The following is a 14126-nucleotide window of genomic DNA, read 5'->3' as shown; positions in this document are numbered from 1 at the left end:
TTGGCAGATTGTGACCGCGCGCACCGACAACGGCGCTTGGCCCCGGTGGCTACGCCCCGAATCGGCCGCCGTTCCCACTGCTCAGGATCCGCGGGTGTTTCTGGGTGCCGAAGGGCTCGCTTGGGAACTCGTTGTGGGGCGGCGGTGTACCCGCGCGTCGTTGGTGTGAAGCGAACGGACTGTTCGCGCTGCGGAACTCGGCGATCTCGCTCGTCGTTCGTCCGACGCGTTAATGGGCGGAACCAAATTGGCAGATTGTGACCGCGCGCACCGACAACGGCGCTTGGCCCCGGTGGCTACGCCCCGAATCGGCCGCCGTTCCCACTGCTCAGGATCCGCGGGTGTTTCTGGGTGCCGAAGGGCTCGCTTGGGAACTCGTTGTGGGGCGGCGGTGTACCCGCGCGTCGTTGGTGTGAAGCGAACGGACTGTTCGCGTCAATAGGCGTGACGAACAGTCCGTTCACTTCGTTCACTCGAGTTCTGGGTGCTGGGTTGTTGGTGTGAAGCGAACGGACTGTTCGCGTCAATAGGTGAGGCGAACAGTCCGTTCGCCTCAGACCCATCACCGGCATTGCCCGGCCCCGCGAGGGCGTGTTAAGGGCCTTGGTGCTTCGAGGCACGAGCGGCGCCGTGACAACGCCGCATCCCGGGGAACCGACATGACGACTAGACGCGCTCGTGGGCTTTGACGTGCGGAAACGGTGGTTCTATCAGTGGTGTTCCGGTGGTTGGTCGGCGGTGAAGTTCTCTGCGGCGAAGGTCAGCAGGTAGGGCAGGCCGATGCGGGCGTTGCGCCACGTGTGCCATTCGCCCGGTTCGGTGCGCACCGCGACGTTCGCACCGTTAGCGGCGAGCTGGTCGCCGAGCCGGTAGGCGAGGTCGACGTCGGAGTGCGCGACGACACCGGCGTGCAGCATCACCGAGAGCGGTCGCGTCAGCGGCAGCGTCGGGAGGTACTCGCGCGGGGTGTTGGCGCGCAGCAGGTCGGGGTGGCCGTCCAGCAAGGTGGTTTCGGGGTCGTCGTAGGGCTCGCTGGCCAGGATCACCGAGTAGGTGTTCTGGTTGCGCAGCGCCAGGTTCAGCGCGCAGAACGCGCCGCCGCTCATCCCGCCGATCGCCCGGTCGCCCCGGTCGGGGAGCGTGCGGAACCGGGCGTCGATCGCTTGCGGCACGGTCGTGGTCAGGTACGACTCGAGCTGCGGGCCGCCCGGCACGTTCAGGCACTCCCAGTCGGTTCCGGTGCCCGCGGTGGCGTCCACCGCGACGACGATCATCGGCCCCACGGCGCGGGCGTCCGACAGCGACTGCAGGGTCTGCACCGCGCCACCTGGGCCGAGCCAGTCGTCCGGGCCGCCGCTGGGGTAGCCGTGCACGAGGTAGACCACCGGATAGCGCTCATTGGCCCGCGCTGGGTCGTCGTATCCGGGCGGCAGTAGCACCCGGGTGCGGCCGGTCGGGATGCCCAGCCGCGGATCGGGCAGCGAGACGTCGGTCACCCGCACGCCGCCCGGCACCAGGTTCGGCTGCACCGCAGTTGGTTCGGTGTCGCTGTTGCCGCCGCTGGCGAGCATCAGCAACCGACCGAGGTCGTCGAACGACCGAACGTAGCCGACGTAGCTGTTGACCCCGGCCGCGCACGTCAGCAGCGCCAGCAGAACCGGGACGGAATAGGCGATTCTGCGCAATTTTCGCCGCTTCACGACCACGATCGCGCCGATGGTCAGCACTGCGAGCATCCCCACCAGCACCACGGACTCCAGTGGACTGCGCCCGCCCGCCTGTTCGGTGACCGAAGCGGGGAGCTGCGGTCCCGTGCCTATGCCACTCGTCAATGCCACCCGCACGAAGACGATTATTACCCATCGGGTGGAATCGCTGTGCTGTCCGGCGATTTCGTCCGTATGAACCGGTTTTCCGGTTCGTTCCGGCAAAATCCCCGGTACGCTGGCGGGCGTTTACATTGGTCGGTGTCGGGATGATGGGAGGTTGCCGGAAATGCGGTGGTTGGCCGATTTCTGTGCGGATCTCTCACTGATCGACTTTTGGCCGGTGCGCACGCTGCTGCTGGCCGCAGCGCTGCTGTTGCTCGTGGTGCTGGTGTGGCGGTTCCGCGACCGCGCTGCGCGCTGGCTGCTCGTCCCGCTCGTCGTGGCCGCGCTCGCGCTGAACGCGTTGGTCGGGGTGAACGCGTACTTCGGCTACTACCTGACGCTCGCCCAGGCGCTCGGGGTGGCTGAGGAGAGCGAGGGTTCGCTGGCGATGCTCAACGCCCAGATGGCACCTCCGGCGTCCGGCATCGTGGTCACCGTCGACATCCCGGGCCGGGCCTCGGGATTCCAGGCACGCCCGGCCAACGTGTACCTGCCGCCCGCGTGGTTCGCCAGCCCGCGGCCGAGGTTGCCGGTGATCGTCCTGCTGCACGGCACTCCGGGCAGCCCGACGGACTGGCTGGACGGCGGAGCGGCGCAGCGGACCGCCGACGGGTGGGCGGCCCAGCACGGTGGCGTCGCGCCGATCGTCGTGATCCCCGATGTCAACGGCGGCGTCTTCGCGGACACCGAATGCGTCGACAGCGCACGCGGCAACGCCGAGACCTACCTGACCGAGGACGTCCCCCGGTTGGTGCAGAGCAGGTTCCTCACCCGCGATCCCGGACGGGACTGGGCGGTGGCGGGGCTCAGTGAAGGCGGCAGCTGCGCGATCATGCTCGCGTTGCGCCGTCCCGATGTGTTCGCGACTTTCGGGGACTTCGGCGGCTTGCTCGGCCCGCGCGATGGCGACGTGAACGACCCGGCGGGGGCTGCCGATGCGTTGTTCGGCGGCTCGCAGCAGGATTTCGACGCCCACGAGCCGTCCTGGCTGCTGACCCACCGCAGGTTTCCCGGACTGCACGGCTTCTTCGTGGTCGGCGACAACGACCCGGAACCGCGAGCGGCCGTGCACCGGCTAGCCGAGCTGTCCCGCCTGGCTGGGATCGACACCGAGCTGGTGATGATCCCCGGCGGCGAGCACACCTTCGACGTCTGGCGCACGGCCTTCGCCGACGCCCTGCCGTGGATCTCCCACCGGCTAGGCCTGAACCCAGGATGATCTGTTCGCCAGGGGAGTTTTGCGTGGCGGTGCGGGTGGCGGACCCCAGACGCCATCGACGTCTGAGAACCCGCGGCGGTGCGAGCCGCGTAGTGGGCCAGGCAGCTGCGCTTCAAAAGACAAAGCGCATCCGTGAGTGTTTCTGGGGGCTACGGCAGGCTATGGCACCGGAAAGCGCTCACGGGACTTGAGCGGCCGAAACCGAGGCCGTGCAGGATTTTGCTCGACGTAAACGGCAGGCTGCGCAACCGTCGTTCACCGTCTACCCGATCCCGGCCATCATCGACGTGTCACCGATGCCGATCTCGCTGCAGGAGTTCCCGCACCCGGATTCGCCGTACCGCCTGAACGGAGTCGGCGAGCCGCCAATCTTGTCGTCCACCCCGGCGATCGTCAACGCGTTGCGTGACGCGACTGGTCTGGCGCTGGGCCGGGTGCCGGTCCGCCCGGACGACATCGCGCTGGCCGCGCCGCGCGCGTGAGCGAATCTTCTGGTTATTACCGGAATATTCGCTCACGACCCCGCTCTGAGTGGTGATACCGGTTGTCACCGGCGCAAGCGCTCACGAACCGATCGGAGCGCGGCCGGCGCCGGGTGTACCGGCGGGGGCCTGCGCGACCGTCAGCCACTGGCGCGCGGTGTCGCCGACGGCGGTGATCGCCAGGTCGTCGCGGTGCCGACGCTGCGTCACCAGAAGGCAGAAGTCCAGCGCCGGGCCGCTGATTCGGGTCTGCGGCGGCGCACCCGGGACGGGAATATCCTTGGCGCTGAAGGAGAATCCGAAGGTTCGCACGCCCAGGTGCGCGATGCGGCGCAGCCGCGGCGGTGGGTTCGCGCGTGACGCCGAGGGCGTCGGCGACGCCCTGGCCGTGTGCCCAGGTCTCCGTGATCCGCGCGGTGGCCATCGACGCGGGCTTCATCGGCGGCCCGTTCCAGACCAGGCGACCGTCGGCCGGGTCGGCGGTGAGCACGGCCAGCAGCCGGTCGCGTCCCGCGCGCCAACGCGCGAGCAGCTCGCGGGTTCCGCAGTGGTCCCACAGCAAGGCCTGTGAAGCGGCCTCCGGTCAGGCGGCGTGGAAAACCGGCACGGCTTCGCCGTCCTCGTGCCGCTCGAAGCCCACGCCGAGCGCGATTCCCTCGGCGAGGTCCTCGGGGGCGACGTCGAGGATCCGGGCGTGCAGCCAAGGCCCTTCGGCGAGCTCGACGATGCCGGCGACGACGTGGCCGCCGCCGGGAACGGGCACCACGGTCCAGGTCACCAGCGTCGCGGCACCGCTCGCGGGTTCCCAGCTGAGCTCGGTGGAGCCGCAGGCCGGACACTGCGGCACGTTGGGCGCGATGACCGGCGCGCACCGCGAGCAGCGCCGGACGAGCAGTTCGCCGCGGGCGCTGCCGTCGAAGAACGCGGCGGACGCCTCGTTGCGGGCAACCGAGATCACGGTTCCTCCAGAAGGATTCAGCGATGGTCTTTTCCATAAGCGGCGGTAGCCGCTTGAGGTTCCGCTACCCGCACCGCTACGCAAACCACTTTGAAGCACTCTTTAATCGGGGGAGTTCGGGCTGAGCACGACGGTGGAGTGGTGGGCCAGGATGCCGCCGTTGCCGCTGACCAGGATCACGTCGTTGCGCGGTGCCTGCCGTTCTCCGCCGTGGCCGCGGGCCTGGATCACCGCCTCGGACAGCGGAGTCATGCCCCACATGTAGTAGGCGGACAGCTGGCCGCCGCCGGTGTTGACCGGCAGGGTTCCGCCCGGCGCCAGCGCGCCGGAGGCGGCGAACTCGCCGCCCTCGCCCTTGGCGCAGAAGCCGTAGTCCTCCAGCGTGATCAGCACCGTGAAGGTGTAGCAGTCGTACAGCTCGACGACGTCGACGTCGGAGATCGACAATCCGGCCATCTTCAACGCGGCCGGACCGGCCTGCGCCGCCCCGCTGACCAGGCCGAATTGGCTGCCGCGCGCGGCCGGGTAGTTGGGGTGGCACTGCGCGAAGCCGAGCACGTGCACCGGCGGTTGCCGCAGGTCGGCGGCGCGGTCGGCGGAGGTGACCAGGACGGCGATGCCGCCGTTGCTGACCAGGCAGCAGTCCAGCATCCGCAACGGGTCGGCGATCATCCGCGACGCTTGGTGGTCGGCGAGCGTGATCGGTTCCCGCAACTGCGCCAACGGGTTGCGCGCGGCCCACTCGCGCTGTGCCACTGCGATCGCGCCGAGCTGCTCGGAGGTGGTCCCGTAGGTGTTCATGTGCCGCCGGGCCGCCTGAGCGTACATGGCGTTCACACTGGTCAGGCCGCTTGCGCCGAGCAGGCCTTCGAAGCCGGCCAGCTTGCGCCGCCCGGTGTAGGCGGCCGCGCTGCCCTTGTCGGGCTGGCGGGGCGCGTCGGCGAACACGCACACGACGGTGTCGGCTATGCCGGATTGCACGGCCATCGAGGCGTAGGCGAGCATCGAGCCGGCCGACGAGCCGAACGCCTGCATCTCGGTCAGCAGCCGCATGTCGCGGACCTGGAGTTCCTGCTGCAGCGTCCAGATGTCGACGCCGCCGGACACACCGGAGTTGGCGAGGATGCCGTCCACATCGGACAGTTTGAGCCCGGCGTCGGCGACGGCGGCCCGCACGGCGTCCGCGGCGAACTGCCCCGCCGTGCGGCCGTAAACCTTGCCCAGTTCGGTCATGCCCAGACCGGCGATCACCGGCTGGCGTCCTGGGGAGACCGTCAACGCTGCCTCCTCTGCGCGGTACCGGAGTTATTTCGGACCGCTGTGGTCCAAAATCTCCCCATCATGATGACGCGCCCGCCCCCCACCACGCAAGACACCGCACTGACCGCAATTTCAATGGAAATCGACGCCCTGGTTTCAATGAGCGTTTTTGCAGCCTCTTCTTGCGTTGCGGTGCGGGTCGCGGACCTCAGCGGTCTTCTCGGCTGTGGCATCCCGGACTTGTGTATGGACCGATACGCGGCGTCCGGGCTGTTCTCGCGAGAAGGCAGCTGAGAACCCGCAGCGATGCCGGTTGCGGGGATGGGCTACGCGTCTTCGGTGCATGCGACGACCTTGCGTCGTGGGACTTCCAGCGTCGTGGCTGCGGATCGACCCGGACGAAAAAGGCTTGAAATTGCGGATCTTCGGCGCGGCGGGCCACGACACGCCGAAGGTTGTGGATATCTCCCGCAATTTCCATTGAAACTGGAGTCAGGTCACCCGGCGGTTGCCAGTTCGGGTGCCGGGGACTCGGCCGAAGCGAGCAGGCCTCGGCGGGCCAGTTCCGGGTGCACGCCTTCGCCGAACCAGTACGCCTCTTCCAGGTGTGGGTAGCCGGACAGCACGAACTCCTCGATGTCCACCGCGTGGTACTCCTCGATCAGGTCCGCGACCTCGGCGTGGCTTCCGACGAACGCGGTGCCCGCGCCGCCGCGCAGCAGCCCGACACCCGCCCACAGCCCGGGGTGGATCTCCAGCTCCCGCGCGTCGCCGCGCAGCAAACCGCCGTGCAGGGCGGCCATGTTTCGCTGGCCGACGGATTCGGTGGTCGCGAACTTCGCCTGGGAGCGGGCCACGTCGACCGGATCCATCTGGTCGACGAACTTCTGCGCGGTGGCCCAGGCCTCGGCGCTGGTGTCCCGGGTGATGATGTGGGCGCGGATGCCGAACCGCAGGGTGCGGCCCTCGTCGGCGGCGAGCTCGCGCAGCCGCTGCACCTTCCGGGCCACCGCACCCGGCGGCTCGCCCCAGGTCAGGTGCACGTCGGCGTGGCGCGCCGCCACCGGCAGGGCGGCGTCCGAGGAACCCCCGAAGTACAGCGGGGGCTGCGGGTCCGGCGCCTCGAACGCGGTGGCACCGCGGAGCTGGTAGTGCTCGCCGTCGAAGTCGAGCGCCTCGCCGGTGAAGATGCCGCGCAGCGCGGCGAGGAACTCGTCGGTGCGGGCGTACCGCTGGTCGTGGTCCAGCCAGTCGCCGTAGCGCTGCTGCTCGACGGATTCGCCGCCGGTGACGATGTTGAGCAGCAGCCGCCCGCCGGAGACCCGCTGGTAGGTGGTGGCCAGCTGGGCCGCCAGCGTCGGCGTCAGCGAGCCGGGCCGGAACGCCACCAGGAACTTGATCCGCTGGGTGCGGGCCAGCAGCGCCGCCGTGGTGATCCAGGCGTCCTGGCACCAGGTTCCGGTGGGGGTGAGCATTCCGGTGAAACCGAGGTGCTCGGCGGCCTGCGCGACCTGCGCCAGGTAGTCGATGTCGGGCTGACGCGGGGTGTCGGCCCCGGTCGGCGTGACATGCGGACGGTCCACAATGGACCTTCCGTCGCCGTGGGTGGGCAAGAACCAGTGCGTGGTGACGCTCATGCGTGTTCTCCCGGATTCCTCGGAGTCTGCTTGTCGTCCAGCGAAGCGGCGTAGTCGTGTCAGACGGCGGCGAGCTGAGGCGCGAATCGGTTGTCGGCGAACTCGGCGAATTCGAACCGGCGGGGGATCTCCTTGGCTGCCACGAACGCATCCGCGAGTTCCTGCTCAGAGCGGATCACTGCGTCGTCCAGCGGCACCGGCAGGTCCGGCCCCAGGCCGGTGGCCCGCCGGGTCACCTCGATTCGCAGCCCGGTATCCGCCGACCAGGCCTGCGCGCGCTGCTCCCGGTTGCCGTCGGCGAAGCGCTGCGCCTTGGCCAGGCGCACCAGGTAGTCGGCGATGGCGGTGTTGCGGCCCGCGTCGGCCAGCGCGGCGGTTCCCGCGACCTGGAAGCTCAGGCCGTTGGCGGTGCCCTGGCCGTCGGCGATCACCCGGGCACCCGATTCCAGCTGGATCTGCGAGAAGTACGGATCCCAGATCGCCCACGCGTCCACGGAACCCTGCTTGAACGCGCCAAGCGCGTCGGAGGGCTGCAGGAACACCAGCTCGACGTCGTCGACCGTGAGCCCGGCCGCGCGCAACGTCAACAGGATCTGGCCGTGCGCCGAACTTCCCTTGGCGACCGCGATCTTGCGGCCCCGGAGCTGGTCGCGGCCCTGCAGCGGCGAGTTCGGCAGCACCACCAGGGCATCGCTGGCGACGTTGCCCTTCGAAGCGGCGATGATCTTCATCTTCGCCCCGGCTGCGGCGGCGAACAGCGGCGGCGTGTTGCCGACGCCGCCGAGGTCGATCGCGTCCGCCGACACCGCTTCCAGCAGCGGCGGACCGGACGGGAAGGTCGCCCACTGCACCGCGTACGGGAAGTCGTCCAGACCGGCCGACCGCAGCAGGGAGCGGGAATTGCCCTTCTGGTCGCCGACTCGCAGGGTCACCTGCGTCAGTCGTCCGGCGTCGACGGGCGCGGGCACCGGCGCCTGGGCCGGGTCGTCCCGACCGCTCGCGCAGGCGCTGAGCAGTCCGGCAGAGGTGGTGGAAAGGGCAAGGGCAGCAAGGAAATCACGACGACGCACGGTCGATTGCTCCATCGTTGCGGGAAAACGGCACGCGGGCAGGAGAGAATAGCCCCGGAACTGCGGGGTTTGCGAGGATTCAGCGCGAGGAACTCAGCGGGGACGACAGACTGCGCTGGCCTGCCGTCGCAAATCGACGTGCAGGCGGAAGGTCAACGCGATGCGTCCGGACACGAGCACGATGCTGTCAGCCGCCTGCGGGGAAGGTCAACGACGGCTCGGTGGCTCCCACGGATCGAGAAATCCGGGTTTCACTCCTGGAACGATGCGAAGTAGGCGGCGGCCATGTCCTCGTCGCCGTGGCCGGCCGCTTCGGCCCGCCGGAACCGCTCCCGCACCGCGTCCGCGAGGTCGAGCCGCACCGAATCGCCTGCGGCCTCGGCGACCAACTCCGCGTCCTTGCCCGCGGTGTGCAACGCGAACGACGGCGTGAAGTCGCCATTGATGATGGCTGAGCCCTTGAACTGCGCGTATGCAGAATCCGTCGCCGTTCCGCCGATCGCGGACAGGAAGTCGGCGGGGTCCACGCCCAGTGCACCGGCCAGCGCCATCGCCTCGCCCACCGCGTTCGTGAGCGTCAGGATCCAGTTGTTGACAACGAGTTTCAGCCGTGTTGCGGCTGCGGCCGAGGCGTCCTCGCCGAGCCAGAGGGTGCGTTGCCCGATGGCGTCAAATAGCGGTTGCACGCGGTCGCGCACCTCGGTCGGCCCTGCGGCCAGCACGACGAGTTCGCCGCGCTCCGCCGGGAGTTTCGTGCCCAGCACGGGCGCGTCGACCAGCGTCACCCCGCCTGCGGCGGCATGTGCTTCGGCCAGACCCGCCAGTCCGATCGTGCCCATCTGCACCCACACCGCGCCCGGCGCCAGTTCGGGGACTGCCGCCTCGCCCGCCGCGACCGTGGAGGGCGCGTCCAACAACATCGTGATCAGCACGTCAGCGCCCCGGGCGGCCTCCGCCGGCGTCTCCGCGACGGTCGCGCCATCGGCCGACAGCGGTGCCGCCTTGGCGCGCGTGCGGTTCCAAACCCGGACCGGGAAACCGGCTCCCAGCAGGTTGCGCGCCATCGGGGCACCCATCGTGCCGGTGCCCAGCAAGGCCACAGAGGTCATCGAATTCTCCTACCGCCGGGGGTGAACTCATGGCGATTGTGCTACCGCTCGCCGGTTCGCGCCGCACAACTCCTAACCGCCAGAAACGGAAACCCTTCAGTTGGCTACTGTGGACAGTGATCCGCGTGCGGGTCCGCACCAGGTGCGGTGTCATGGGGGCATGCGCGAAACGATCCTGGGCAGGACCGGCATCACGGTGTCCCGGATCGCGGTGGAGCAGCCCACTGGCCAGCGGACTGTAGGCGAGCACGGGTGGCTGACCGCCGACGTCACGTTCGAGCCGGACGACTGGCGGTCGCAATCGTCGGCGTTCCGGGGCGAACCGCTGCGCCGCGAGGCGGTCGACGACGGCGAGGTTGCGGCGCGTGACAAAGGGCATTTCGGTCGGCCGGCTGGCCATCGTGTGGGTGCTGGCCCAGTCGGGAGTGCGCGTGGCGATCGTCGGTGCGCGCAGCGCGCAACATCGAGGACAGCCTCGCCGGGCGGACGTCGAACTCTCCGCCGAGGGCCTCGCGGAGATCGATCGGATCGTCGCCGACGGCGTGTCGATGGCAGGGCGCCCACCCGGAAGGCGTGGCCTGACCGGGAGCGGGCGTTCCCGGGCTCATTCCAGGCGGATCTGCCAGGTTCGGGAGAGGAACGCGATCGCGGCCAACACCCCGGCGGACAACACGCCACCGCCTTCGCCTAGGAACAGGCACACCACTGCGATGACCGCGGAGAATACGACCAACGCCATCCGCAGCGACATCAGCGCCCACAGCCGCCGCCACAGGCTAGTCTCGGTCAACCGGCGGGCCAGTTTTGGATCATCGCCGATGAGCTGCTGCTCGATCTCCCGCAGGCGGCGCCGCTCATCCCTCGGAAGCATGGCCCACCTCCAACGGCTCATCCGTCAGTTGGATAAGTATTGCAACGATGGCCCCTGGTGTGAAGGGACCATCGGCACGTGTGACAGGCGGCGCGGATAGCCTAGGTCGGCAGTCGTCGTGGCAGGGGAGTTTCCGATGGAGATCTGGGTCAATCCGGCGTGTTCGAAGTGCCGTTCGGCGGTGTCGCTGCTGGACGAGGCGGGAGTGGACTACACCGTGCGCCGGTACCTGGACGAGCCGCCGACGTCGGCGGAGCTGGCCGAGGTGCTGGAACGGCTCGGGCTGGAGCCGTGGGACATCGCCAGGACGGCCGAGCCGGTGGCGACGGAGCTCGGCCTGAAGACCTGGGCGCGGGAGCCGTCGACCCGGGACCAGTGGATCGAGGCGCTGGTGGCGAACCCGAAGCTCATCCAGCGCCCGATCATCACGGCCGACGACGGCACCACGGTCGTCGCCCGGACCCCGGAAGCCGTGCAGTCGGTGCTGCCCTGAGCGTCCTGGCGCTGCCGGAAGCTGTCCAACTCGCCGGGCATTCGGTCGGTTCTCGCTACTGCCAGCCGTGGGGGAGCGGGCTCATGCCGGTGACCGGGCCGCGCCAGGCGTAAACCCAGCACGGCTCGCCGTCGAGTTCGATCCGGCAGCGCTCGTACTCCGGTCCTTCGTACTCGTCGAGCACCGGCCAGGCGCGTTGCGGATCGCGCAGCCGGAAGACCTGTGCGGGCACACGGGAATCCTCGCCGAGCTTCAGCGCGGGATAGCCGTTGGCGGTGTCGTACAGCGCGCCGGGCAACCACGTCGGCACCGCCGGTCCGACGACCAGCGGTGCCAACAACTGCCAAGCGGTCGCGCCGTGTTGGAGCGTGCCGTAGACGGCGATGCGATCGGACACGCCCGCCATGATGCGCCGATCGTCCCCGCGACGCGACGGTGCATCCCCTCTTCCGCACGCAAAGCGGGGCGGCCGCTCGTCGCGTCCGCCCCGTTGCGGTGCCGGATCAGGCCGCCGTCGCGGCCGGTTCGCCGACCTGGAAGGCCAGCTCGCCGCCCGCCGTGGACACCCGCAGCTCGGCTCCCTCGGGCAGTTCGCCGTCCAGGATCAGGTCGCTGATCCGGTCGTCGACCGCCCGCTCGATCGCCCGCCGCAGCGGCCGGGCCCCGAACTCGGGCCGGTAGCCGCGCTCAGCGATCCAGGCCACCGCCGCCGCGTCGAACTCGACGCCGATGCCCATCGCCCGCAGCCGGCGCACGGTCTGCTCCAGCAGCATCCGGGTGATCGTGTGCAGCTGCTCGCCGTCGAGCCGCTTGAAGACCACGATCTCGTTGATGCGGTTGAGGAATTCCGGCCGGAACGCCTCGCGCAGCCGCGGCATGATCCGCTCGTCGAGCGCCGGGTCGGCGTCCGAAGCGGTGAAGCCGATCTTGCCGCCGGCGCTGGAGACGACCTCCGAGCCGAGGTTGCTCGTCATGATCAGCACCGTGTTGGTGAAGTCGACGGTGCGGCCCTGGCCATCGGTCAACCGGCCGTCGTCGAGCACCTGCAGCAGCGTGTTGAACACGTCCGGGTGTGCCTTCTCGACCTCGTCCAGCAGGATCACCGAGTACGGGTGCCGCCGCACGGCCTCGGTCAGCTCACCGGGCTCGCCGTGCCCGACGTAGCCGGGCGGCGCGCCGACGAGCCGACTGGCGGTGTGCCGCTCCTGGAACTCGCTCATGTCCAGCCGGACCATCCGCTGCTCGTCGCCGAACAGCGCCTCGGCCAGCGCCTTGGCCAGCTCGGTCTTGCCGACGCCGGTCGGGCCGAGGAACAGGAAGCTGCCGACCGGCCGATCGGGGTCGCCCAGCCCGCTGCGCGAGCGCCGCACCGCGCGGGCCAGCGCCCGCACCGCGTCGTCCTGGCCGACCACGCGCTGGTGCAGTTCCTGCTCCAGCCCTTGCAGCCGGACCTTCTCGGCGGCGGTCAGGCGGCTGACCGGCACCCCGGTCGCCCGCGCGACGACCTCGGCGATGTCCTCGGCGGTGACCTCCAAGACCCCCGCCTCGCCGGCTCTGCCGAGCTCGCCCTGTGCCTCGTTGATCTCGTCGCGCAGCGCGGACGCCTGCTCGTATTCCTCCGCAGCGACCGCCGCGTCCTTCTCCTGCTCCAGCCGCTCGATCCGGCTGCGCAGCTCGGCGCCGTCCGGCGCCACCGCCGACAGCCGCTTGCGCGCACCGGCCTGGTCGATCAGGTCGATCGCCTTATCCGGCAGGAACCGGTCGTTGATGTACTGGTCGGACAGCTGCGCCGCCGCCTGCACCGCGTCGTCGGTGTAGTGGACCTGGTGGTGGGCCTCGTAGTGCTCGCGCAGGCCCTGCAGGATCGAGACGGTGTCCGGCACGCTCGGCTCGGGCACCTGGACAGGCTGGAAGCGGCGCTCGAGGGCTGGGTCCTTCTCGATGTGCTTGCGGTACTCGTCCAGCGTCGTCGCGCCGACCACGTGCAGCTCGCCTCGGGCGAGTCGGGGCTTGAGCATGTTGCCCGCGTCCATCGCGCCTTCGGCGCCGCCGGCACCGACGACGGTGTGCAGCTCGTCGATGAAAACGATCAGCTCAGTGCTGTGCTCCGAGATCTCGTCGATGACCTTGGTCATCCGCTCTTCGAAGTCGCCGCGGTACCGGGTGCCGGCCAGCATCCCGGACAGGTCCAGCTGGATCACGCGCTTGCCGGAAAGCACCCGCGGCACCTCGCCGGCCGCGATGCGCTGGGCCAGGCCCTCGACGATCGCGGTCTTGCCGACGCCTGCCTCGCCGATGAGCACCGGGTTGTTCTTGGTGCGCCGGGAGAGAATCTCGACGGTCTGCTCGATCTCGTCGGCGCGACCGATCACCGGATCCAGCTCGCCGTCGCGGGCGCGGGCGGTGAGGTCCCGGCCGTACTGGTTGAGCGTGGGGGTGTCGCTGTCCTTGCGCGGCTGGTCTTGCTCGGTGCGGGGACGCTGGCTCGCGGCGCGCAACGCCTCGGGCCCGGCGCCAGCGGCACTGAGCAGCCGCCCGGTTTCCGAGTCGGGGCTCGCCGACATTGCCAGCAGGACGTGGTGCGGGCTGATGTAGGTGGAGCCGAGCGCGCGGGCCACCCGGTGCGCGTCGGCGAGCACCGTCCGGGCCGCCAGCGTCAACGCCACCGGCCGGTCGCCGACCGCCTCACCGGCCGCCGGGAGGTGTTCCTCGACCTGCGCTGCGAACGCGTCTACGTCCACGCCGACCTGCGCCAACTGCTCGCGGGTCGGGGTCTCGTGCGCGGCCGACCACAGCAGGTGCAGCGCGTCCAGATCGGTTTGCCCGCGGTCCCGGGCGAAGCGCGCGGCGCCGCTCAGCAGCTGCTGCGCCTGCTCGGTCATCAGCTGGGTGATGTCGATCCGGCGCGAGCCCGGTGCGGCGTCGTCGGCACCGAAGAAGCGCGCGAAGTACTCGTCGAACGGGCCGCCGGCCGGTCCGAAGAACGTCGCCATTCCTAACCTCCTCGCGACGGTGTTGCTGGCTTCCGCCGCCATCTACTTGAGTCCGATGTTATCAACCAACATCAGTCGAACCCAGGTAATTCCATCCAGTCCCACAAGTGGTGCGCGTCACCACTTGTCGCATACCGCCACGATCAATATGGTTCTCTGGAAA

General features: G+C 69.7%; 14 protein-coding genes and 1 pseudogene. 3 read left to right on the top strand and 12 right to left on the bottom strand.

What is annotated here, in order from left to right; translation table 11 throughout:
• Nucleotides 1–710: 710 nt before the first annotated feature.
• A complete protein-coding gene (locus SSPN_RS0118620; RefSeq protein WP_237710590.1) occupies nucleotides 711–1832 on the bottom strand; it encodes an alpha/beta hydrolase in 1122 nt (373 codons plus the stop codon).
• 163 nt (nucleotides 1833–1995) lie between these two features.
• Here SSPN_RS0118620 and SSPN_RS0118615 point away from each other — a divergent pair, with 163 nt between their 5' ends.
• Together SSPN_RS0118615 and SSPN_RS0118610 are read left to right on the top strand one after the other, a co-directional pair.
• Nucleotides 1996–3090 carry an alpha/beta hydrolase gene (locus tag SSPN_RS0118615; RefSeq protein ID WP_010697020.1) on the top strand — a complete coding sequence of 365 codons (1095 nt, stop codon included), beginning with the start codon at nucleotides 1996–1998 and terminating at the stop codon, nucleotides 3088–3090.
• A 209-nt stretch (nucleotides 3091–3299) separates the two neighbouring features.
• Nucleotides 3300–3572 (top strand): hypothetical protein, encoded by a 273-nt coding sequence (locus SSPN_RS0118610; RefSeq protein ID WP_010697018.1) that lies wholly within the window; start codon nucleotides 3300–3302, stop codon nucleotides 3570–3572.
• Between the two features lie 81 nt (nucleotides 3573–3653).
• Here the strand turns inward: SSPN_RS0118610 and SSPN_RS59975 are convergent, their stop codons facing one another.
• From SSPN_RS59975 to SSPN_RS44480, 9 genes and pseudogenes are all read right to left on the bottom strand, one after another.
• Nucleotides 3654–3884: a hypothetical protein gene (locus SSPN_RS59975; RefSeq protein WP_010697016.1), complete on the bottom strand. Its 231-nt coding sequence runs from the start codon at nucleotides 3882–3884 to the stop codon at nucleotides 3654–3656.
• A gap of 124 nt (nucleotides 3885–4008) precedes the next feature.
• Nucleotides 4009–4134 (bottom strand): annotated as a pseudogene (locus SSPN_RS59970) (hypothetical protein); the annotation flags it as partial.
• Between the two features lie 21 nt (nucleotides 4135–4155).
• Nucleotides 4156–4530, bottom strand: coding sequence for a Zn-ribbon domain-containing OB-fold protein (locus SSPN_RS0118595; RefSeq protein WP_010697011.1), 375 nt, complete (start codon nucleotides 4528–4530; stop codon nucleotides 4156–4158).
• 102 nt (nucleotides 4531–4632) lie between these two features.
• The gene (locus SSPN_RS0118590; protein ID WP_029535477.1) at nucleotides 4633–5808 is read right to left on the bottom strand and encodes a thiolase family protein; all 1176 of its coding nucleotides are present in this window, start codon (nucleotides 5806–5808) and stop codon (nucleotides 4633–4635) included.
• 479 nt (nucleotides 5809–6287) lie between these two features.
• Complete coding sequence (locus tag SSPN_RS0118580; protein ID WP_010697007.1) at nucleotides 6288–7427, bottom strand: LLM class flavin-dependent oxidoreductase; 1140 nt, start codon at nucleotides 7425–7427, stop codon at nucleotides 6288–6290.
• 59 nt (nucleotides 7428–7486) lie between these two features.
• A complete protein-coding gene (locus tag SSPN_RS0118575; protein ID WP_029535475.1) occupies nucleotides 7487–8497 on the bottom strand; it encodes an ABC transporter substrate-binding protein in 1011 nt (336 codons plus the stop codon).
• A 93-nt stretch (nucleotides 8498–8590) separates the two neighbouring features.
• A complete protein-coding gene (locus tag SSPN_RS62740) occupies nucleotides 8591–8671 on the bottom strand; it encodes a putative leader peptide (protein ID WP_420187971.1) in 81 nt (26 codons plus the stop codon).
• Nucleotides 8672–8748: 77 nt separating this feature from the next.
• A complete protein-coding gene (locus SSPN_RS0118570) occupies nucleotides 8749–9606 on the bottom strand; it encodes an NAD(P)-dependent oxidoreductase (protein WP_029535474.1) in 858 nt (285 codons plus the stop codon).
• Between the two features lie 604 nt (nucleotides 9607–10210).
• On the bottom strand, nucleotides 10211–10477 hold the full coding sequence (locus tag SSPN_RS44480) for a DUF3040 domain-containing protein (protein WP_010697002.1): 267 nt from the start codon (nucleotides 10475–10477) through the stop codon (nucleotides 10211–10213).
• Between the two features lie 136 nt (nucleotides 10478–10613).
• Here SSPN_RS44480 and SSPN_RS0118560 point away from each other — a divergent pair, with 136 nt between their 5' ends.
• Nucleotides 10614–10970, top strand: a complete 357-nt coding sequence (locus SSPN_RS0118560) for an arsenate reductase family protein (RefSeq protein ID WP_010697000.1) — start codon at nucleotides 10614–10616, stop codon at nucleotides 10968–10970.
• Nucleotides 10971–11025: 55 nt separating this feature from the next.
• Here SSPN_RS0118560 and SSPN_RS0118555 read toward each other — a convergent pair whose 3' ends face one another.
• Both SSPN_RS0118555 and SSPN_RS0118550 read right to left on the bottom strand, forming a co-directional pair.
• Nucleotides 11026–11376 carry a gamma-glutamylcyclotransferase family protein gene (locus SSPN_RS0118555; protein WP_010696992.1) on the bottom strand — a complete coding sequence of 117 codons (351 nt, stop codon included), beginning with the start codon at nucleotides 11374–11376 and terminating at the stop codon, nucleotides 11026–11028.
• A 97-nt stretch (nucleotides 11377–11473) separates the two neighbouring features.
• Complete coding sequence (locus SSPN_RS0118550; protein ID WP_010696989.1) at nucleotides 11474–13963, bottom strand: ATP-dependent Clp protease ATP-binding subunit; 2490 nt, start codon at nucleotides 13961–13963, stop codon at nucleotides 11474–11476.
• Nucleotides 13964–14126: the final 163 nt, after the last annotated feature.

Source organism: Saccharopolyspora spinosa NRRL 18395, from assembly GCF_000194155.1.
Taxonomy (GTDB): Bacteria; Actinomycetota; Actinomycetes; order Mycobacteriales; family Pseudonocardiaceae; genus Saccharopolyspora; species Saccharopolyspora spinosa.
This window is presented reverse-complemented; position numbering and strand designations above follow the sequence as displayed.

Coding starts and splice junctions, on each gene's coding strand:
- SSPN_RS0118615 (WP_010697020.1), top strand. CDS start 1,996: ATGCGGTGGTTGGCCGATTTCTGTGCGGATCTCTCACTGATCGACTTT.
- SSPN_RS0118580 (WP_010697007.1), bottom strand. CDS start 7,427: ATGAGCGTCACCACGCACTGGTTCTTGCCCACCCACGGCGACGGAAGG.
- SSPN_RS0118570 (WP_029535474.1), bottom strand. CDS start 9,606: ATGACCTCTGTGGCCTTGCTGGGCACCGGCACGATGGGTGCCCCGATG.
- SSPN_RS44480 (WP_010697002.1), bottom strand. CDS start 10,477: ATGCTTCCGAGGGATGAGCGGCGCCGCCTGCGGGAGATCGAGCAGCAG.
- SSPN_RS0118560 (WP_010697000.1), top strand. CDS start 10,614: ATGGAGATCTGGGTCAATCCGGCGTGTTCGAAGTGCCGTTCGGCGGTG.
- SSPN_RS0118555 (WP_010696992.1), bottom strand. CDS start 11,376: ATGGCGGGCGTGTCCGATCGCATCGCCGTCTACGGCACGCTCCAACAC.
- SSPN_RS0118550 (WP_010696989.1), bottom strand. CDS start 13,963: ATGGCGACGTTCTTCGGACCGGCCGGCGGCCCGTTCGACGAGTACTTC.